We start from the raw sequence: 21,074 nt of genomic DNA on the forward strand, positions 1-21,074 counted from the left end.
TTGTCTTCGGGGATTAAAGCAAGAAACCCCTCCCGGTATTCGCCGGGAGGGAGCAGTTCGCTAGGTTACTTTGTTGATCAGATCAGGTTGTCGTCCTGGTTGATCGAATGGATCTGATCCACAACACCGCCGTCTTCAGTTACGATGGTATTGAAGTCATCTGCCTCAAAGTTTGCCTCTGTCAGATCATCAGCGCTGATGCCGTTCAGGGTGTAGGTGTGACCACCATTGTCCAGAACTTCGATCACAACACTGTTGTTCTCTTCAGTGATCTGAACCTGAGATGCGTTCAGGTTGCCGAAATCAATGGTGTCAGTTGCAGGGTCGAAGTTCGTAATGACTTCTTCTGCTGCCCAATCCCAATTGATTTCTACAGTATCACCACCGATTGCGCCGTTGCCGTTGTTGGCTGCAGCTGCGAGAGCTGGTTCCGGAGCATCCTGTGTTTCGCGAGGACCTTCTTCCTGTTCAGCTTCTTCAGCTGGTGCTGCAACTGCATCATCATCTCTGCTGCTGGAAGCGGCTGCTTCTTCAGGAGCGGATGGAGCTTCAGGTGCTTCTGGAATGTAGGTTGTGTCTACATTTTCAGCTTCAGACTGAGTTCCCACATCTGCCAGATTTTCAGCATTTGCGAGGAAGTCCTCAATCTTGGCCTGAGCGGCTGCATCGTTTGCGAGGATGCTGTTTGCTGTCAGGTCTGCGACGACAATACCAACCAGAAGCAGGGACCGTCCGCCGTTACCTGGCAGGGTGAAGAGGACGCCATCGTCAGTCTGTTCAACTTCAAACTGACCGCCGCCAATCCAACCGATGTTCACGGTATCCTGGGCTGGGTTGAAGTCCTGTACTTCTTCCTGCTTGCCCCACTGCCAATCCAGTGTGAACTCGCGAGGAGAGCCATCACCCGGATCAACTGGGTCAACAGGATCGACTGGATCCACTGGGTCCGGATCTGGAGTTGGATCTGGATCCGGGGTCGGATCTGGGTCTGGGGTTGGATCTGGATCCGGAGTTGGATCAACCGGCGGCTGAGTGCTGCCACCCGCAAGCAGATCACGGATTTCCTGCAGAGTAGAAGGATCTTTGATGTCGAAGTTATCGGCATTCAGATCTTCAAGGAACACACCTTCCAACAGGAGGGTCTGACCGCCATTGGATGGCAGGGAGATCACCAGACCGTCTTCGCTTTCAGTGAAGCTGATCTGATCTGAACTGATCCAGCCAATGCTGATCTTATGTTCTGCCGGGTTGAAGTCGGTGATAACGCTGTTCTCACCCCAAGCCCATGTGAACACAACCACACCATCGCCAGGAACCTGACCTGGAGTACCTGTACCTGGGTCAACTGGGTCGACCGGATCAACAGGATCAACTGGGTCCGGATCTGGGTCAGTTGGATCAACCGGATCGACTGGGTCAGTTGGGCCGAAGTCACCTGGTCTTGTCTGGTGACCGTCTGTAGTGTCGCCTGCTGGCGCTTCTGGGGTCAGAAGGCCTTCACGGCTTACAAGGGTCACGTCATTCTGGTCGAAACCGAATGGAACTTCGAGGTTATCTTCCATGACCTGGTCGAAGTGGAACTCAAGTTGACCTGGAACCAGATCGTCAAGAGAGATGCCTTCGAAGAGGAAGCTCTGACCACTTGGCAGAGTAGAAATCAGCAGACCGTCGTCGGTTTCTTCAACACTCAGACGCTCACGTGTACCGTAGTACAGGAAGCTGATTTTCATAGTGGCTGGGTCAAAGTCAGAGATAACTTCGTGTACGCCGTACTCGTGGGACCGGATGTAGACTGTGTCGTCTTCGCGTGGACCCACGCCTTGTTCCCAAGAGACCACACCGCCCAGATCCTGACGCAGGTGTTCGTTCCCGACGATTCCGAAGTCTGAGATGTCGACATCCTGATAGGTCACTCCCTGAACGATCTGTGCCGCGGAGCTCCATGGGCTATCGATGACGATTTCACCAGAAGGTGCCTTGGTTACGATAAGGCCGTGCACAGATGTGCCGCCGAAGTCCAGCTCATCCGTGGCCGGATTGAAACCAACAATATCGTCTGCGTTGGTATCTGCGCGGAACTTGGAGCCGCCTTCGTCTGTTGTGCCAGTTACGGTTGGAGGGTTGGAGCCATCATTGTCATAGACAAGCTCGTAGCCGCCGCCCTGACCCGGATTTGGCTGTTCTACTGTTTCACCGATTGCAGAGACAACTTCGTTGAACGCAGACTGTTCTGCGACGGAGAAGTTTGCCAGTGATAGATCGGAGAGTGTTACACCCTGGAAGATGGTGGTGGAGAGGATGTTGCCGAGTTCATCGGTAATCACGATGCGGACTGTCTGTCCAAGTGCATCACCACTTTCTTCGAAGATCTCGAACTGCTCACCAGTTACACCCTGCAGGATGTGGATCATGTCGGTTGATGGATCGAAGTCCGGAACAACCTGAGATTCACTGTCCAGACCGAGCATGTACATATCGCCGGTATGACCGCCGTGACCATCATCGCCATCGCCTGGATGACCACCATGACCGTCATCTCCGTCACCCGGATCGACAGGATCCACTGGGTCGACAGGATCAACCGGATCTACCGGGTCAACAGGGTCCACCGGATCAACTGGATCAGTTGGATCCACTGGCTGGGAGTTGCCGCCAACAAGGTCTCTGATGAGCTCTGCTGCAGATGCATCCTGAATGGAGAAGTTAGCCATTGTCAGGTCGGCGAGGGAAACTCCGGCCAAGAGTAAGGTCTGACCACCATTGGAAGGGATAGAGAAGAGAACGCCATCGGCAGTCTCAGTCACGTTGAGCTGATCGGAGCTGATCCAGTCCACGAAGATCACGCCGTCTTCGGTGTCAAAGTCGTTCACGACTTCCTGTTCACCGTAGGACCATGTGACCACCACGTCTGCATCTTCCTTTGGCACGCCAACGCCTGGCAGAGAGCCGTTCAGGCCTTCGTCACCAGTCAGGCGGTCCTGGAAGTAATCGATCGCTTCGTCAACAGATGGGCTCTCGAAGCCACCAAACTGTTCAACATACTGAAGAATGGATGTGCCGTACTCATCCTGAGAAACGTTGCCACCCTGTAGGAGAGCGAGGGTGCCGTACGCACCACGCAGGTGAGCGGCTGCCAGAATACCGGTTAGTGTGAGGGTTACGCTAACCTCTTGGCCGTTCTGCTCGTATGTGAATTCCTGTCCAATAAAGTCATCCAGTGTCTGACCACTGTTGGACAGTCCATTTTCGATAATCTGAAGATTGTAGCCAAACGCTTCCTGAATGGCGACTTCCTGCTTTTCAGCAGTCATGAAATCTTCAAGTGAGGTTACGCCGTTCTTGCCGGTCCACTGGCCATCCCATGTGTTGGTGGCCGCGCCGTTGCCGTAGAAGACGTCATCATCATAATAGCCCAGGTCAATAAGCAGGGCTTCACCAAACTGGTATCCGACGAACCCAAGTGAGTTCATGGAGCGATAAGACATTGCGCTCCACTGGTCGTCGTTCAGATCCCCCCAACTGTCATACTCTGGAAAGAAGTCTTGCACCGGACCGCCTGCCCATTCGTTGAGCTGCCAATCCTGAATTCTGCCGTCGTTGTATCTTTCGCGATCCCAACCGGATTCGAAAGCCCGCAATGCGTCACGGAATTCGTCATATGTGCCACGATAGTCCATTGTATTCCCTCAGTTTTTATTGAGAGATTCCAGACGACTCCGAAATAAGAGGAGCTAGCCGAATTGCTAAGGTCCAGATGGCTCATTGAGCCTCTCTCGTTAAAAACGAACGCTGATGCGATCTGACTGCAATTTTTGTTCTTTGCGTTTCCAACAGCCGCATAGTTTGCAGTACCGGTGATCGCTTCCGCGTTCGACGAGGGTGATTTTTCTGGAAATTGGGGCCAAATTTCGAAAGAAAAATGGAGTATTTATTACGGACGAATTTAAAAAAATCGCCTCGATTCAATGTTTTACATCACAGAATACCGCTTTTAGATTCTCACGATTCTGTTTTCGTACAGTATTTCCGTGGTTTAACGATTCTGGAGATTTAGAAAGAGCTTTGGTATTTTATTGGCGTTTGGGCTGCCTTATTTGCCTTATTTGGCTTGTATTACTTTAGGATATGTACCTACACATTCTTGTGTATTATGCGGATATCACATGTACTCCACATGCGATCTGGGGACCGACTCAAACTGTCTGAGCAATCCCTAAAATTCTACCCGCATACATTGATGATTTTAGCAATGTTGATTTGCTCCCAAAATAAGAGTGGCGACTAGCTTATTCTGGGAGGAAGCTATGGCCACGATCGCTCTAAGCATGGCTTTGGCTCTGTGCTTTTTATCTGCTGCACTGCTGTTTCTGGCTGTAAGGAACAGGTGGACCGCACGCTCCAGGGTGCTGAAGCGCAAAGCGCCAATCAAAGGCGAGTTTGCACTCCATCCTCTCAATCTCATTAAAGAGGAAGAAGAGAAGATAGAGGGCGAACGCCTGAAGCGACGGGATGATCTCTAAAGGAACAGCGTGGGTTCGCTGCTAGTAGGGCTGAGGACGGCCTGCATCACTGCTGTAGACGTGCAGGCCAAGCTGTCGTTGCTCAGGATGGGCGCAACTCTGACCATGCTTTGCCGAGGTTCTGGCCTTTCGCCAGATGGCCCCACTTGGTTTCCAGCATGCGATCGTCGAGCTGGTAGACTGAGCGAAGTAGGTCGGTTGTCACCACATCCTGCGGTGTGCCATGAGCGACCAGATTGCCGTGGTTGAGCACGAAGATCTTGTCTGCGTAAACGCAGGCCAGATCGATGTCATGCAGAACGGCGACAACACCGCCGCCTTCATTGGCATACTTGCGGCCTGTTTCCAGCACATCAATCTGGTGCTTCAGATCGAGGCTAGCGGTCGGCTCATCGAGAAACAGGTAATTGGCCCGGCCTTCCTGTCGAGGCTCCCATACCTGACAAAGCACGCGTGCCAGATGAACACGTTGCTTTTCGCCGCCTGAAAGCTCCTGATAGTACCTGTGCAGGTAAGAGCTGAGGCCGACACGGTCGAGCGCTTCCAGCACGCGCGGGCGCAATTGCTTGGCAGAGAGGCCATGTGTGCCAGAGACGAGCCCCAGCATCACCACTTCTTCAACTGAAAACGGAAAAGCGAGCTGCGAGCTTTGTGGCAGGACAGCTCTGCGGCTTGCCAGCTCGACCGCCGGAACAGACAGGATCGAGGTGCCGTCCAGCATCACAGTGCCAGTGGTTGGCGTCAGATCGCCCGTCAAGCACTTCAGAAGTGTCGATTTGCCTGCGCCGTTGGGGCCGATAATGACGGTCAGCTCCCCCGGACAGCTGCGGAAGTAGACATCTCGCAGAAGTTTCTTTGGGCCTGCATGGACGGTGATGTTGATCGCTTCAAGCATCCGCGTTCCTTAGAGTTGGACCTGGTTCTTGCGACCAAGCAGGATGGAGAGGAACACAGGCGCCCCGATCACCGCAGTGATAATGCCGATTGGCAGCTCTGCGGGCGCAACGACGGTTCTTGCGACAACATCCGCAGCAACAAGCAGGGATGCTCCGAGCAAGGCACAGGATGGAAGAAGGAAGCGGTGGTCTGGTCCAATTACCAATCTCAAGACGTGGGGCACAACGATCCCAACAAAGCCAATTGCACCAGCCGCCGCAACTGAAGCTCCGGTTGCTCCGGCAACCAAAATGATGATCAAGCGCTTGAGGTGCTGCGTGTTGAAGCCCAGATGAAAGGCTTCAGCTTCACCCAGCAGAAACGCATTCAAGCCTTTTGCGATAAACGGAAGCGAGATCAGGACAGCAAGCGCGAATGGCAGCGTGGACCACACTCGAGGCCACGTAGAGCTGCCCAGTCCGCCCATGCCCCAGAAGGTCAGGTCACGCAGCTCTTCGTCTGTACTACCGAAAACAAGGAAACCGGTGACTGCGCCAGCCAATGCGCCAAGGGCAATGCCTGCGAGCAGCATGGTGGCGATGGAGGTTTGGCCGCGTCGGGTGGCAACCTTGTAGATCAGGGCGGTTGTTGCCGCCCCGCCGATGAAGGCACCCCATGGCAGGAGATAGACAGAGTAGTCGTCCAGAAACCAAGCAGGCAGACCGGAAGAGAGGGTGATCACGCAAACTGCAGCGAGGCCTGCACCGGATGATACGCCAACCAGGCCGGGATCGGCGAGGGGGTTTCGGAACAGCCCCTGCATCATAGCCCCAGAGGCCGCGAGAGAGGCACCGACAAGACAGCCAAGCAGCGTTCTTGGCATGCGGATGTCCATCAGCACCACTTTATCTCTTAGAGTGAGCGCGGTTTCATCGCCCAGAAGCCAATAATCAATCGCGCCGAAGATATGTGAGACTGACACCTCTGTTGGGCCAACAGCCAGCGAGACAAAGCAAACCACCAGCAACAGAGCCGTCAAAGCGCGGAGGGCATAGTGCTGGCAGATTTCTCTGCTTGTTCTTGCGTGGGTTATTGGTGACTTGAACGCCTCAGACAGTGTCATCTCACTCATAGCCGCCTCACCTTAGGATTTAGGGGTGGTCTTTGCTGCGATTTTTACGAAGCGGTCACTCAGATCACGGATCGCTTCTGCTGTGCGTGGGCCAAAGCCAAGCAGGTAGACGCCATCCATTACGATGAGATTTCCGTTCAGACCTGCTGGTGTGAGATTGAAACCCGGCTCTTTCAGGATTTCTGACTGACCGCTGGAGCCTGGACGGGACATCATCATGATGACATCTGGAGCAGCTGCGATGAGCGCTTCCTTGGACACTGGTTTGTAACCACGCAGGTTGGCAAACACGTTGGTTGCGCCTGCAAGGCCAATGACAGCGTGAGCACCGGTTTCTCGCCCGGCTACAAGTGGCTTGCCGCCTCCTTCAGAGATGACAAAGACGACTTTGAGCGGCTTTGCCTGCTCCTGCGCATACGCCAGAGCACTATCCAGATCCGCTTTGACTTTGGCTTTGAGTGCTTTGGTTTCCTCTGGAAGCTGCAATGCATTGCCTACGACATCAATCTTTTCGAGGATGCCTTCTGGAGAATAGACCTCTTTCACTTCTGTCAGATTGATAGAGGCCGCTTTCAAGACATCCACCGCGGTTTGCGGTCCTGAGCCTTCCATCATCAGAATGTGGGTCGGATTGGAGGCCAGCACGCCTTCTGCACTCAGGGCCCGCATGTAGCCAACGTTTGGAAGTTTTTGCGCTTCAGGTGGGTAAAGACTGGTTGTGTCGACCGCGACGATCCTGTCCTGCGCTTCCAGAGCGTAGACGATTTCTGTCACAGACGAGCCAATCGAGATGATGCGCTGATCTTTTTGGAGATCTTCAGCCTGGACCTGACCAATGAACATGCCGAAAAACAGGCTGAGAAGCGCTGCGGCTGCATAAGGAAGCATAAGAGAAAACGATTTGAGAGCTCTGGTTAGAAGACACATAGCTGCACCCATTTGCGAGGAGGTATTTCATTCCTGCGGGCATGAGTGGCTTTTGGCTTCCCAAATTCGCCCGTCTAGTAAAGCGCTATCTTTTAGAATAACATGAGTGGAATACTCATATTTATAATAGGGGTCAATGTCAAAAATGAAAGTGATCAGGAAGTCAGGTGAATATACGAAATAATACTTGACTATTAAATTCATATTTTCATACATACCCGGATTGACAGCCTCCATGGGCGTGTCGTTAAGACCATTTTGCCAGCCAAGCGGTTTAATTCGCTAGCCAGCCTCCGCATGCCCTTCTTAATCCTGTAGTGGTATGTGTTTAGAGTGTGGCTCTGAAGACCTGAAACTTTGCTGGGCCTTTAACAGGAAAGGCTCAAGTACTAATTGGCTAAGGAGTTCCGGCGTGTACATCGCAATGAACCGTTTCCGCGTGGTGCGGGGCAAAGAAGAAGAGTTTGAAACCGTTTGGAAAAACCGTGAGCGTCATCTGAGCTCTGTTCCTGGTTACATTGAGTTTCGGATGCTCAAGGGTGAAACCGTGGAAGACCATACGCTTTATGCCTCCCACACCCTTTGGGATTCCTATGAGAATTTTCAGGCCTGGACCAAGTCCGAGGCCTTCGCGTCTGCTCATAAAGGCGCTGGCACCCGCATGAATTTCTATCTGGGCGGCCCACACTTTGAAGGCTTTGAAGTCATCCTGACCGAGACCCGCGAAGTCGCTTAAAGCCTTCCTGATTGGGAGCTACAACCTGCTGTAGCTTCCTTTCACCCCCTCCTAAGGATCAATTGTGCTTATATATTTTGTGTGCAAACTATTTGTATGCAAAGTATATGGAGTGCTGGCGATGCGCCTTGATAACTGCATCTTTTATCTACTTTCCCGAAGCGCCAGAAGCGGCGCGCGTTTTTATAAGAAACAACTGGAAGAGCTCGGCCTTACGCCGGTTCAATCCATAGTTTTGCAAGCACTGTCAGTTCAGAACGGTTGCACCACGTCTCAGCTTGGCAAAGCAGCTGAGCTGGATAGTGCCACGCTGACCGGTGTTTTGGATCGACTTTGCCCTGCCGGATATCTGGAGCGGAAAGCCAGCCCGGACGACCGGCGTACTCAGCACATTTTCCTCACTGAGCGCGGGCAGGAGATTGCCGAAGTTCTCGATACTTTAACCGAAGAGGCAAACGCCAGGTTCCTTGCGGAGCTGAGTGATCGTGAGAGGGACGACCTCAAGGCGCTGCTGGCGCGGCTTTGATTTCAGAAATTTTCAATAGGACGGATTGGAAAGATGGACGTAAAAGTGATGTCAGGACTGGAGTTCCTGAAAGCCATGCAGAAAGCGGGCAATCGTCCGCCCATGGCAGAAACCATGAATGTAGACATTGACTGCATTGAGGACGGCCTTGTTCGCTTCAAATGCATGCCGACCAATGATCACCTGAACCCTGGTGGCACTGTGCATGGCGGTTATGCTGCGACAGCGCTGGACTCTGTGCTTTCACTGGCTGTGCAGACCAAACTTAAAGACGCCTTTAGTTTTCGCGGCACGTCAGAACTCAACGTCAAGTTCATACGTCCCATTAAGGTAGGGCAGGTTCTTTACGCGGAAGGCCGTGTTGTCAGCATGACGCGGCAGACCGGTATCTCTGCTGGCGAAATCCTCGATGAAGACGGCAAAATCTACGCTTACGCATCTGGAACTGTGATGATCAAACCGGAATCCTGATCAAACAGTTCTGGTTAGGAGCACATAATCGCCTCTATGTGCTCCTTCCTTTGTGGACAAATTAGCTGGCTAAATTAATTTATTTCCGGTAGCTTCTTTTAGTGTTCCGCTGGTTGAAACTCTTCAAAACTGCCAATAAATTGGAACATATAGCTCTGTATCTACAATTTTTTATTCGATTAAATTCGGGCCACATCAAAGCGCGCAACAATACGCCCTACCCCTAAGGAACTATATTTAACAATTGCACATAACATAGTTTACACGCTATACGTGCTTATGGTGTTCCTGTGATGAGAAATCCGAAGCTATTTGCCCGAATTGAGCTCTCGGAGTCGTCCTCATCCAAAAAAAAGCGCTTCTGTCATGCTGCACACGATCTCGGACCGTTCCCTCATTTCTCGTTTTGGAATTTCTCCTTGGTCATCTTCCAGCAATCGTAAAAGTGACGCTGTCTATCATTACCTGGAAGAACAGATCATCGTTGGTGCCCTGAAGCCCGGTGAAGCAATCGCCGAGCAGCAGGTAGCAGATGCCTGTGACTGCGCGCAGGGAACTGTACGTGAGGCTATGTTGAAGCTGCAGCAATCCGGCCTTGTGGTGCGCCACGATTATAAAGGTACGCGGGTTGCCGGTATCAGCCGCGCGGAAGCTGTCGAGATCGTCAAGATCCGCATGCAACTGGAAGAGCAGGCAGGCCGAATGATCGCCTCCAACATTTCTGGAGAGACGCGGGATCGGCTCTTTGAAATTCTGGATGCCATGTGTCAGGCCGCAGATGCCAACGAGGTGTTTCTCTGCAGTGCCTATGACCGGCTGTTCCATGCCACGTTATTCAGTCAGGCAAACCTGCGTGGGCTGGAGCCAATTCTGGAACGGTGTGCACTTCATATGCATCGTGTAACGCTCTCTCATCGGGACATCCCGCTGTGCGGCACGGATATTCATGAGAAGCACATCACAATCATTGAAACCCACTGCAACGGCACCCCGGAAGAGGCTGCCAACGCTGCTCGCGGGCATGTGAGCTTCTTGTTCGATCGTTGGATGTCCGAGCACACCTTCCTTAGCCTTTCCGTTTAAGGCTCTCCATAGCAACAGAGATTTGGCGCGCTTGCCCTGAGTGCATAAAAAAAGCCGGAGTGCAGATGCATCCGGCTTTTCTGATTTCTTACGCTGTCGCGTGTTGCTTAAACGTCGAGGTTCGCAACAGACAATGCGTTGGTCTGAATGAAGTCACGGCGTGGCTCAACTTCATCACCCATCAGCTTGGTGAAGATGTCGTCCGCCGCATCAGCTTCCTTGATCTTAACCTGCAGCAGGGAGCGGACATTCGGGTCCAGAGTGGTTTCCCAAAGCTGCTCTGGATTCATCTCGCCCAGACCCTTATAGCGCTGCATGGAGATGCCTTTGCGGCCCTGCGCATATACAGCTTCCAGAAGTGCCTGAGGGCCGCGGATTTCGACAGACTTATCTTTGCGAACCAGAGAAGCTGCCTTGTGGTAGACCTCATCCAGATGCTTGAAGTGGCTGTCGAGACGGCGCGCATCAGCGGAACCGAGCAGAGCTGCGTCGATGGTAGTGACTTCTTTCACGCCGCGAACGACACGGCTGAAGATGAGATCACCCTCTTCAGTTGCTTCACCTTCCCAGCCACGCTCAAACTCGTCAGCCAGAATGTCCAGACGACGTGCGATGTAAGCAGCAGCTTCCTGCGCTTTTTCGTGGTTATGCAGGTTGTCGGAGTTCAGCGCACCAGCGATGGCTGCCTGCTCAACAACTGCTTTGTCGTAGCGGGAATGCAGGCCATTGAGGATATCGGAAACCTCACGGGCTTCTTCAACAACTGAACGCAGATCTTCACCCAGACGAACTTCGCCGTTTGCGAGTGCAAGGGAGGTTTCGTCCAGACCGCTGCCAATCAGGTATTCTTCAAAGGCTGCCTCATCTTTCAGGTACTGCTCGGACTTGCCGCGCGTTACCTTGTAGAGTGGTGGCTGCGCAATGTAGACGTAACCGTTTTCGATCAGGTCTGGCATCTGACGGAACAGGAAGGTCAACAGCAGCGTACGAATGTGCGCACCGTCGACGTCCGCATCGGTCATGATGATGATCTTGTGGTAGCGGAGCTTTTCGAGGTTGAATTCCTCGTTGCCGATACCGGTTCCCAGCGCAGTGATCAGCGTGCCGATTTCCTGCGAGGAGATCATCTTGTCGAAACGTGCGCGTTCGACGTTCAGGATCTTACCCTTCAGCGGCAGCACAGCCTGGTTGGATCTGTCACGGCCCTGTTTGGCAGAGCCACCCGCGGAATCACCCTCCACTATGAAGAGTTCAGCTTTAGAAGCGTCGCGCTCCTGACAGTCGGCCAACTTACCCGGTAGGGAGGCGATATCCAGCGCGCCTTTGCGGCGGGTCAGCTCGCGCGCTTTACGCGCTGCTTCACGGGCACTCGCAGCTTCCACCACTTTGGAAACGATGGACTTTGCCGGAGCCGGGTTTTCTTCCAACCACGTGGAGAGCGCTTCACCAACGAGGTTCTCAACCACCGGACGGACTTCTGAGGAAACCAGCTTGTCTTTGGTCTGGGAGGAGAACTTTGGATCCGGAACTTTCACGGACAGCACGCAGGACAGGCCTTCGCGACAGTCTTCGCCGGTTGGGCTCACCTTTTCACGCTTCAACAGGCCGGAGGTGTCTGCGTAACCGGTCAACTGACGGGTCAGTGCGGCGCGGAAACCTGCGAGGTGGGTACCACCATCGCGCTGCGGGATGTTGTTTGTGAAGCAAAGAACGTTTTCGTGGTAGCTGGAGTTCCACCACATCGCCACTTCAACAGTGATGCCGTCTTTTTCGGCCATCATGGTGACTGGTTCTTCGATGAGCGGATGCTTTGCACGGTCCAGATAACGGACGAATGCTTCCAGACCGCCCTCGTAGTAGAGCTCTTCAACGTGAGGCTCGACACCACGGTTGTCGGTCAGGATGATACGAGCACCGGAGTTCAGGAACGCCAGCTCGCGCAGGCGGTGCTCCAGAGTGTCGTAGTCAAATTCGGTTTTGGTAAAGGTTTCCGGAGATGGGGTGAAGGTCACCTCAGTACCGGACTTGCCCGGTGCGTCGCCAACAACTTCCAGAGGACCAGCAGACTCACCGTGATGGAAGCGAATGAAGTGCTCTTTGTCATTGCGATAGATGCGCAGGTCCAGAGTGGTGGACAGCGCGTTCACCACAGAAACACCCACACCGTGCAGACCGCCGGATACCTTGTAGGAGTTGCTGTCAAACTTACCACCAGCGTGGAGCTGGGTCATAATAACTTCGGCTGCGGAAATGCCTTCTTCCGGGTGAATATCAACCGGGATACCGCGTCCGTTATCGGTCACCGTGACAGAGCCATCAGCATTCAGCGTTACGGTCACATAGTCGGCATGACCAGCCAGCGCCTCATCGATGGAGTTGTCGACAACCTCATAGACCATATGGTGCAGGCCGGATCCATCATCGGTGTCACCGATATACATGCCAGGACGCTTACGTACAGCATCCAAGCCTTTCAGCACTTTAATGGAATCTGCACCGTATTCACCTGCGCCATTTGCCTGCTCAGGTCCGCCATTTTCAGGGGTCGACGTTTCGCTCATTCGAATCACTTCACACAACGGTTTTCATTGAAGTTCATGTTATAATTGGTTGGGCAAATGGTTCAAGCAATCAGGGAGTTTAAGCGCTCGTAAACCAAGGGAAATATTGCATAATCACTGTTTTTATGGGGGGATAATTTCCTTAGCGTGCATCACTGCGTTTTGCATGCGCGAACTACGCCCCAAGTTTTGGGTGGAGCGCCTCTGATTTTCAGAAAATTGAAGCTAGTTTCTGGTGCTTTTTCTAGCGCGCAATCATCAGCGCTGCGATGCACAGAAGACCCAGTGCAGCCAGTCGGTTAATCAGGTACATGGTCTTTTCAGAGCTGAGCAGTTCTCTGAATTTCACAGCTAGAAACGAGTAGACGCCATTGATGGTGAGCAGCACGACGGACAGCACCAAGGCCAGCTCAACAAAACCCAGCAGATTCATCTCTTCAACACTCACCAAATTAGGCATGAGCGCGAGATAGAACATGATCGCTTTGGGGTTGGAGAGGTTGAACAATAGGCCCGCAAACAATGATGTCTTAGCAGAGGATTGAGGCGGTACGGGAGATCGAGCTTCTTCAGAGGAAGTTTCGCATGAGCTTTTCCAGATGCCCCAGGCGATATAGGTGAGATAGGCTGCTCCGAGCCATTGCAGGACAACGAAAGCACCGGAGAAGCTGCTTGCGATAGCGGCCAAGCCCAATGCGGCCATGGAGAACCACAGCAAATCACCGCTCAGCAACCCGAAGCAGAACAGCATGGCTCCGCTGCTGCCAAAGCTCATAGCGCGAGCGATGATCGCAAAGACGGCGGGGCCGGGGATGACAGCAAGCGTGAAAAGCGTGCCGGCAAACAGGGCAAGGCTCGTTACATCCATAGAAGTGCAGCAGTTCTTTCCTGAAGACGAACATCTTCAGTATACGGCGCCGTGCGCTTTCGCAAGCGCCGTTCCTGAGCAGTTGCGTTAGCGGGTTACCATGGTCGCTGCTACGCCAACCATCACCATGCTGGACCCTCTGTTGAGGCGCTTGAATGCACGCTGCGAGGACATGAGTTTCTTCGCAGAAACAGCCAGATACGCATAGATGCCAAAGACGATGAACAGCACACAGGCCATGGTCGCGGCGAGTTCCCAATAAGCAAGCAAGCCGATCTTATCCATCGGCACGATGTTCGGCATCAGCGCCATGTAGAAGATCACCACCTTGGGATTGGAGAGGTTCATGGACAGGCCGGCCAGCAAAGCAGCCAGACGGGATGTTGCTTTTACTGCCGCATCGCCTTCTTGCGTTGGCGTGACACCCTTGGAGTTCCACATGCCCCAAGCGACATAAAGCAGATAAGCCGCACCAAGCCATTTGAGGACAACGAACACAATGGCGTAGTTGGTTGCGATGGCGGCAAGGCCCATGATCGCCAGCGTGAACCAGAAGAGATCGCCGCAGATCATGCCGACCACAAACATCGGCGTACCGCGCATACCCTGACCGAAGATACGGGCCAGCAGAGCCGCGATGCCGGGGCCGGGAGTAATGGCTGCAGCGAACAGGGTTCCTGCAAAAAACAAAAGAACTGCCAGTTCCATCTTATTGCTCTTCTTATCGCGCGACGATTGCAGCAGCGGCGCCAAACATTGCAACACTCGCGCTCTTATTCAATCTGCCAACGGCTTTTTCTGAGGTCAGGAGGCTTCGTGCCCGTACGGTCACTCCAATATAGATCGCGAAGACCACTGACAATACGGTAAGCGTGACGAACATCAGTTCCACCAGTCCGATGGTCGTGATGGTTTCCATTGGCACCACGCTCGGCATCAGCGCTGCATAAAACAGCAAGCCTTTTGGATTGGAGAGTGTGATCAGCATGCCAGAGACCAGCGTTTTCGCGCTGCCCTTGGTGTTATGCGATGCTGCTGCTTGATCATCCATCGGCTGCGCTTGCAAGCCGCTCGCGCGCCAAAGTTTCCAGGCCAGAAAGAGCAGATAAGCAGCGCCTGCGTATTTGACCACGGTGAACGCCAGAACGTAGGTGCTTGCGAGTTTCGCCAGACCGAGGATTGCCAGAATAAACAGGCACATACTGCCAATTAGCATGCCAGAGACAAACGTGAGCGTGCCTTGCAGACCAAACCCGAGCGTGCGCGACACCAGTGCGGTGATGGCAGGGCCCGGAGTGATGGCAACAACAAACAGGGTTGCCCCGAAAACGAGAAGAATTTGCAAGTCCATGGGGATCACATTGCTCTAAAACAGAAGGTTTGAAGCACTTTGTGTTTCTTGCCCGAAAAGCAGTCTCCACCTTCCGAGAACACCGCTTCAGAATAAACACAGGGAAATTGGGCTGACAAGCGAGATAAAAGAGCATTGCCTTTAAGTGAGCTCAACCAAACCCATCAGCTCAGCTTAATGCCACCGCCTTCGACTTCAAAAATCTGCGCTGCGCTTGGCAGGTCTTTGAAGAGGTTTTGGTCGGTGCCGGTCATGAACACCTGTCCGCCGAGTACTTCCAGACGCGTAAAAAGAGCTTCGCGGCGTCCCGGATCAAGGTGAGCAGCAACTTCATCCAGCAGCAGGATTGGGGTCATACCCGAGATGGACGAGGTGAGGTCTGCATGTGCCAGAACCAGGCCGATTAGCAGGGCTTTTTGCTCGCCAGTTGAGGCTTGAGCGGCTGGCATTTGCTTTTCGCTGTGAACCACATAGAGATCTGAGCGGTGCGGACCGTCCAAAGTGCGGCCTGCAGCGCGATCACGGAAGCGGCCTTCAACCAGAAGTTCGCGGTAACAATCTTCGCGATCCGATGCGCTCGTGCCAATGGTGGCTGTTTCAAAAGCACCTTGCAGATGAATTTCCGCAGACGGGAAGGGGAGGCCGAGCTGTTTTTGAGTTTCCAGTGTTTTGGCTAGCAAACTCACGGTTTCACTACGTGCCAGAGCTACGGCGGTGCCCAGTTCGGCAACCTGTGCTTCGATGGCATCGAGGAACTCAGGTGTTCCCCCTTCAGAAAGCAGGCGGTTTCGCTGGCGCAGAGCTTTTTCAAAGCTGGCGACCATTCGGCCATGAGATGGATTGAGGGAGAGCACCAAGCGATCAAGAAACTTGCGGCGATCAGAGGCGGAACCGGTGAACAGTCCATCCATGGATGGCACCAGCCACAGCACGCGCAGGTATTCCAGCAGAGCTTCCGAAGAGCGAGCTTCTTCACCGTCAATGCGAACGCGGCGCCCCGGTTCACCTGCCGTCAGGCCGGTGCCGATGCGCGTTTCGCCATACTCGCCATCTAAGACGGCGCTTACTGCCCAGCCACCGGCCCCATCAGCGCGTGCGATATCGCCAAGCGTTGCGCGGCGGAGGCCACGACCTGCGGACAGAAAGGAGATTGCTTCGAGGATGTTGGTTTTGCCTGCGCCGTTGTCGCCTACGAAAGCGATCATTCGGCTGTTCAACTCAACGCTTGCTGCGCTGTAGTTTCGAAAATCCGTTAGCGCGAGGCGAGAAAGCGCCACAGGCACTGGATCCGACATTCAGGCTCTCTTTGGTTCAATAAGTTTCGCAGATGCTGTTTTCCGAAATTCGAAAGGCATTTTCGGAAAAGCATACCAAGAAAAGAAATGCCCCCGGCTGTGGTAGCCGAGGGCGAAAGATTTATACGCGCATTGGCATCAGAACGTAGATCGCTTCGTCGCTGCCTTCATCGCGGATCAGGGTCGGAGAACCGGAGTCTGCGAGAGTGAAGAGCGCGGTGTCTGCTTCCAGCTGCGCTGCAATATCCAGTAGGTACTTGGAGTTAAAGCCGATCTCGAATTCTTCGTTGTCGTACTCAACTGCAACTTCTTCAGTCGCGGTACCGGAATCCGGGTTGGTCACGGTCAGGACGATCTTGCCTTCGCTGAGCGCCATCTTCACGGCACGGCCACGGTCGGATGCGATGGTGGACACGCGGTCGACAGCTTCTTTGAAGACGTCACGGTCAACGCGCAGTTCCTTGTCGTTTCCTTTCGGAATAACGCGCTCATAATCCGGGAAGGTGCCGTCGATCAGCTTGGAGGTGAGGATGATGTCACCAATGGTGAAGCGGATCTTGGTCTCGGAAATCTCGACCTTGATTTCAACTTCAGGATCGTCCAGCAGCTTCTGAATTTCGCCAACGGTTTTGCGCGGTACGATGATGCCCGGCATGCCGTCAGAACCTTCTGGCGCCTCAAGCTCAGCCTGAGCGAGGCGGTGACCATCGGTTGCAACTGCGCGGAAACGCAGGCCTTCACCGATGTCCAGAGAATGCATGTAGATACCGTTGAGGTAGTAACGGGTTTCTTCCGTAGAGATCGCGAACTGGGTGCTGTCGATCAACTTGCGGATGCCACCAGCAGTCATGGTGAAGCTGTGAGAGAACTCACCTGCGGTCAGATCAGGGAAGTCAGTGACTGGCAGGATCTGCAGCGCAAAGCGGGAACGGCCTGCGCGGATTTCCATGGTGCTGTCATCACCGGAAGTTTCCAGAACAACCTGAGAGCCATCTGGCAGTTTGCGCACAATCTCGTAGATCATGTGTGCCGGAACAGTGGTCGCGCCAGGTGTTTCCACCATTGCTGCGATGCTTTCCACGACCTCAAGATCCAAGTCTGTTGCTTTCAGTTTCAGGTTGCCACCTTCAGCCTGCAGCATAACGTTGGAGAGGATCGGAATGGTGTTCCGCCGTTCAACCACACGGTGTACGTGGGTCAGAGACTTCAAAAGCTCGGTCCGCTCAAGTGTCACTTTCATGCGAAACGTCCATTCTTCTGGGCGGAGCTGCGTGCCGGTGCAGCGCACTCCGCGAATTACTAATACAAAATGCTCAGAGCTTGCCGCATTCAATCAAACAGAATGCGCTCCAGCGCCCATGCAAACCCCGCTGTGTCTGCACTGCCCCATTACGTCGAGTTTGACTTCCTGCGGGGTCGTTCAAACTGCACGTTTAGCTCTCAAAATGCAAGAGGGGCGCTGCAAGCAGCGCCCCAATAATCACCAAAATCCTGCACGGAGTCCATATACTCCTATATAGGGAACGCGAATTACGCGTCCAGCATGCGTTTCAGCAGCTCCAGCTCCTGTGCCAGACCATTGTCTGCCTTGGAGAGCTCTTCGATTTTACGAACTGCGTGAAGCACTGTTGTGTGGTCACGGTTACCGAAGCGACGACCGATCTCTGGCAGAGACCGTGGGGTCATCATCTTGGCGAGATACATTGCGATCTGACGCGGACGCACGATGGTGCGGGTACGGCGTGCAGAAAGCAGATCTGCTTTTGTGACGTTATAATGTTTGGAAACGACGCGCTGAATGTCTTCGATTTTGACGCGGCGTGGCTCAGCTGCACGGATGAGATCACGCAGAGTGATTTCAGCCATTTCCAGAGTTACCGGAGAATTAGTCAGCTGATTGTGTGCAACGAGACGGTTCAGAGCGCCTTCAAGGTCACGACCGGAGGAGGTGACGTTGCGCGCTACGTAGTCCAGAACAGCGTCCGGCACGGTGAAGTTCGGGTATGAGCGCTGCTGCGCGCGCATACGGTCTTCGATGATGGCGCGACGAAGCTGGAAATCTGGCTCGGAGATATTTACGACCAGACCACCTGCCAGGCGGGAGCGAACGCGATCATCCAGGCTTTCCAGTTCAGCCGGAGCGCGGTCAGCTGCAACAACAACCTGACGAGCACCATCAATCAATGCATTAAGAGTGTGGCAGAACTCCTGCTGCACCTGCTTGCCGTGAAGGAACTGCATGTCATCGATCAGAAGAAGATCGATAGAACGCAAAGTTTCCTTAAAGGACATTGCAGACTGTGCCTGAAGCGCTGCAACAAAGCGGTACATGAAATGCTCTGCAGTGAGATACAAAACGCGGCGACCAGCCATACGGGCCTGATTTGCAATCGCCTGCATCAGGTGGGTCTTACCAAGACCTACAGAAGCATGGAGGTAGAGTGGGTTAAAGGTTACAACACCGCCGCCTGCTACCTGCTTTGCTGCAGCAAGAGCGAGAACGTTGGATTCACCTTCAACAAAACTATCGAAGACGTATTTCGGATCGAGGGAAGCACCTTCGAGCACGTCTTTGGAGGAGAGGTCGGAACGACCAGCCCGACCACCCATCATAGCAGGTGCTGGAGATGCGGCGCGCAGACCAACAGGATCATTTACCTGAATTGGGCGCATATCAGCTGCCTTGCCACCCAGTGCTGGGCGTGCAGCTGGCTTAGCCGCTGCTGGACGTGGACGAACAGCACCACGTACGGTGAGTTCGATCTTATGAATGTCGTCGCATTCATTTTTCCAAAGTCCCATCAGACGCTCTGAATAATGAGACTGGATCCATTGCTTTAGAAACCGAGTAGGAACGGACAGACGGACGGTGCCGTTGTTGTGCCCTTCCATATCAACGCGTGCAAACCAGCTGGTGAATACGTCTTCACCAAGTTCCGCACGTAGACGCTTCTTAACGCGATCCCATTGCTCCGGCCCTGGAGCTTCCTGAACGTGCATGCTCGCCTCCTTGCAGCCGTTGGGTATTCCGCCACAGATACCCAACCTTTAAATCAAATTTGCTCATTTTGAGCTTTGTTGTACCAGACGCTTTTTATTTCGTTGTCATTAGACAAAAACATCACATCGGTGCGACGCCAACGCACCGTTGCTGAATTCTAATATTTCTTGGGAGCTATCCTTGGCTCCACGGAAGGCCTTGCGCCTTCCACCCAGAAACCGAGCCTCGATGACCTTCAGCATCATGACCGCCTTCAAAGCCATCTGCCACGTTGTAGCAGTTTGTATAGCCAAGGGCTGTCATTGCAATCGCTGCTGCCTTACTTCGTACTCCAGAGCGGCACAAAAAGTAGATTGCAGCGTTTTGGTCAAGTCCTTTTTGCGCCAGAAGGTCAGAAAGTTGACTCGCAAAGCCCTCATGAGGGCCGTTGGACGGGAATCCCTGCCATTCAGCGAGGATGACTTCCTTACCCAACATGGAAAGATCAGGTATGCCTACAAAGGTCCATTCAGCGTTGGTTCTCACATCTACAAGAGTTGCAGAACTATCAGCTTTCAAGCTCTCGAAAACATCCGTTACGTTTCGATCGCCTGCATAGGCCTCATGCATAGATACTTCCATTTACTAACCTAGACGCATTCCGTTAACTCACCCAAATGAGTGGGCCACTATAAAAAGACTCAAAATCGAATTTCAAGAAAAATCAAAAGGGGGAAGCAATAAAAGCAGCAAAATGACGCAACAACTCCAGTAGCCTAGATTGCAATTACTATAAAATGCAACGCCTAGACTTTACGCCTTCTGACCAGCTTTGCCCGACCCTGGTTCGATTCTTCTAACTTGTATGCTGGGATCGGGTAGCAACCCGACTTCTTCTTGACCATACACAGCCGATTTTGGTCCCGCAATAGCGGAAAGTTTACAAAACGCAAATGCCCTTTCTGTGACGCAAGGTCAAGCCCATATGTCGTCAACGGCTAAGTTCGGCAAAAAGCAGTGAACTCAACAACTTTCTTCATATGCACTTGGTTAATGGCGGGCGGCTAAGGCGAATAAAAAAAAATTATCCGGCCGTCACTTGACTCGCCAAGAATCTGCTCTTTTCAGCTGCGACAATTTTAACCTAGAGCTAACCTATTGTTTTTTAAGGATTTTCCTTGACAGGCTCCGAGACTATTCCACAGGCTATTCGCCGCGAAAATGCCCCAGTTTTATCCTAGGGTAAGCTTATCCAGCTAACAAAAAAGCCCGGCCATACGACCGGGCTTTTTTAGTCCAAAAAACTTGGATTAGGCGCCGAGTGCCTTAATACGAGCATTCAGACGGGATACCTTGCGAGACGCAGTGTTCGCATGGATAACGCCTTTAGTAGATGCACGCATGATTTCAGGCTGTGCAACTTTGAATGCTTCGTTAGCAGCTGTCTGGTCACCCGCGACAATTGCTTCTTCCACTTTACGTACGAAAGTACGTACGCGGCTACGGCGAGCCTTATTAGTGGCCGTCTGGCGGGCAATTTTACGTGCCGCCTTCTTGGCCGAAGGAGTGTTGGCCATGGGCTCTGTCCTGATCTGTCAGTAAGAACTGTTTTCAAATCGCGAACGAGGCCGCCCAGAGCCGCCCCGGTCAAACGAATTCAGTGACGAACAAAATCCGCCACCGGTTGTGGAGCGCTTATAGTTGGGAGTCTTAGCCTCGTCAATGAAAAAAGGTGTAGACCTGCCCAA

18 protein-coding genes are annotated in these 21,074 nt (G+C 53.1%); 5 read left to right on the forward strand and 13 right to left on the reverse strand.

Annotated features, from left to right (window positions below):
- Positions 1–77 precede the first annotated feature (77 nt).
- Positions 78–3,677, reverse strand: a complete 3,600-nt coding sequence (locus tag AC3CB2_RS10600; protein ID WP_352932355.1) for a 1,4-beta-glucanase — start codon at positions 3,675–3,677, stop codon at positions 78–80.
- Positions 3,678–4,304: 627 nt separating this feature from the next.
- Here AC3CB2_RS10600 and AC3CB2_RS10605 point away from each other — a divergent pair.
- Positions 4,305–4,520 carry a hypothetical protein gene (locus AC3CB2_RS10605; RefSeq protein ID WP_352932353.1) on the forward strand — a complete coding sequence of 72 codons (216 nt, stop codon included), beginning with the start codon at positions 4,305–4,307 and terminating at the stop codon, positions 4,518–4,520.
- Positions 4,521–4,602: 82 nt separating this feature from the next.
- Here AC3CB2_RS10605 and AC3CB2_RS10610 read toward each other — a convergent pair whose 3' ends face one another.
- From AC3CB2_RS10610 to AC3CB2_RS10620, 3 genes are read right to left on the reverse strand one after another with little or no spacing between them, the layout of a single operon-like run.
- Entirely contained in the window at positions 4,603–5,415 is an 813-nt protein-coding gene (locus AC3CB2_RS10610) for a heme ABC transporter ATP-binding protein (RefSeq protein ID WP_352932351.1), read from the reverse strand.
- Between the two features lie 9 nt (positions 5,416–5,424).
- Positions 5,425–6,528, reverse strand: coding sequence for a FecCD family ABC transporter permease (locus AC3CB2_RS10615; protein ID WP_352932349.1), 1,104 nt, complete (start codon positions 6,526–6,528; stop codon positions 5,425–5,427).
- Positions 6,529–6,540: 12 nt separating this feature from the next.
- Positions 6,541–7,455 carry a heme/hemin ABC transporter substrate-binding protein gene (locus AC3CB2_RS10620; protein WP_488389878.1) on the reverse strand — a complete coding sequence of 305 codons (915 nt, stop codon included), beginning with the start codon at positions 7,453–7,455 and terminating at the stop codon, positions 6,541–6,543.
- 412 nt (positions 7,456–7,867) lie between these two features.
- On the opposite strand from AC3CB2_RS10620, the gene hmuQ reads away from it, so the two are divergent.
- The 4 genes from hmuQ (at position 7,868) to AC3CB2_RS10640 (ending at position 10,271) form a co-directional block, all read left to right on the forward strand.
- Positions 7,868–8,191 carry a heme-degrading protein HmuQ gene (gene hmuQ, locus AC3CB2_RS10625; RefSeq protein ID WP_014283349.1) on the forward strand — a complete coding sequence of 108 codons (324 nt, stop codon included), beginning with the start codon at positions 7,868–7,870 and terminating at the stop codon, positions 8,189–8,191.
- 121 nt (positions 8,192–8,312) lie between these two features.
- Positions 8,313–8,717, forward strand: a complete 405-nt coding sequence (locus AC3CB2_RS10630; RefSeq protein WP_352932345.1) for a MarR family winged helix-turn-helix transcriptional regulator — start codon at positions 8,313–8,315, stop codon at positions 8,715–8,717.
- A 33-nt stretch (positions 8,718–8,750) separates the two neighbouring features.
- Positions 8,751–9,188 carry a PaaI family thioesterase gene (locus tag AC3CB2_RS10635; RefSeq protein ID WP_054784529.1) on the forward strand — a complete coding sequence of 146 codons (438 nt, stop codon included), beginning with the start codon at positions 8,751–8,753 and terminating at the stop codon, positions 9,186–9,188.
- 366 nt (positions 9,189–9,554) lie between these two features.
- Positions 9,555–10,271 carry a GntR family transcriptional regulator gene (locus tag AC3CB2_RS10640; RefSeq protein ID WP_008550236.1) on the forward strand — a complete coding sequence of 239 codons (717 nt, stop codon included), beginning with the start codon at positions 9,555–9,557 and terminating at the stop codon, positions 10,269–10,271.
- Between the two features lie 107 nt (positions 10,272–10,378).
- Here AC3CB2_RS10640 and gyrB read toward each other — a convergent pair whose 3' ends face one another.
- The 9 genes from gyrB to rpsT all read right to left on the reverse strand — a co-directional run bounded on the left by gyrB (position 10,379) and on the right by rpsT (position 20,903).
- A complete protein-coding gene (gyrB, locus tag AC3CB2_RS10645; protein ID WP_008550360.1) occupies positions 10,379–12,832 on the reverse strand; it encodes a DNA topoisomerase (ATP-hydrolyzing) subunit B in 2,454 nt (817 codons plus the stop codon).
- A 244-nt stretch (positions 12,833–13,076) separates the two neighbouring features.
- A complete protein-coding gene (locus AC3CB2_RS10650) occupies positions 13,077–13,700 on the reverse strand; it encodes a LysE family translocator (protein WP_352932342.1) in 624 nt (207 codons plus the stop codon).
- 87 nt (positions 13,701–13,787) lie between these two features.
- Positions 13,788–14,408, reverse strand: a complete 621-nt coding sequence (locus AC3CB2_RS10655) for a LysE family translocator (RefSeq protein ID WP_014283343.1) — start codon at positions 14,406–14,408, stop codon at positions 13,788–13,790.
- 13 nt (positions 14,409–14,421) lie between these two features.
- Positions 14,422–15,051, reverse strand: coding sequence for a LysE family translocator (locus tag AC3CB2_RS10660; protein ID WP_352932340.1), 630 nt, complete (start codon positions 15,049–15,051; stop codon positions 14,422–14,424).
- 164 nt (positions 15,052–15,215) lie between these two features.
- The gene (recF, locus tag AC3CB2_RS10665) at positions 15,216–16,346 is read right to left on the reverse strand and encodes a DNA replication/repair protein RecF (RefSeq protein ID WP_352932337.1); all 1,131 of its coding nucleotides are present in this window, start codon (positions 16,344–16,346) and stop codon (positions 15,216–15,218) included.
- 121 nt (positions 16,347–16,467) lie between these two features.
- Positions 16,468–17,586 carry a DNA polymerase III subunit beta gene (gene dnaN, locus AC3CB2_RS10670; RefSeq protein WP_008550340.1) on the reverse strand — a complete coding sequence of 373 codons (1,119 nt, stop codon included), beginning with the start codon at positions 17,584–17,586 and terminating at the stop codon, positions 16,468–16,470.
- A gap of 290 nt (positions 17,587–17,876) precedes the next feature.
- Positions 17,877–19,346 (reverse strand): chromosomal replication initiator protein DnaA, encoded by a 1,470-nt coding sequence (gene dnaA, locus AC3CB2_RS10675; protein WP_014283340.1) that lies wholly within the window; start codon positions 19,344–19,346, stop codon positions 17,877–17,879.
- A gap of 175 nt (positions 19,347–19,521) precedes the next feature.
- Positions 19,522–19,956, reverse strand: a complete 435-nt coding sequence (locus AC3CB2_RS10680) for a rhodanese-like domain-containing protein (protein ID WP_008550732.1) — start codon at positions 19,954–19,956, stop codon at positions 19,522–19,524.
- A 680-nt stretch (positions 19,957–20,636) separates the two neighbouring features.
- Entirely contained in the window at positions 20,637–20,903 is a 267-nt protein-coding gene (rpsT, locus tag AC3CB2_RS10685; RefSeq protein WP_037037191.1) for a 30S ribosomal protein S20, read from the reverse strand.
- Positions 20,904–21,074: the final 171 nt, after the last annotated feature.

It is taken from the genome of Pseudovibrio sp. SCP20 (assembly GCF_057774105.1).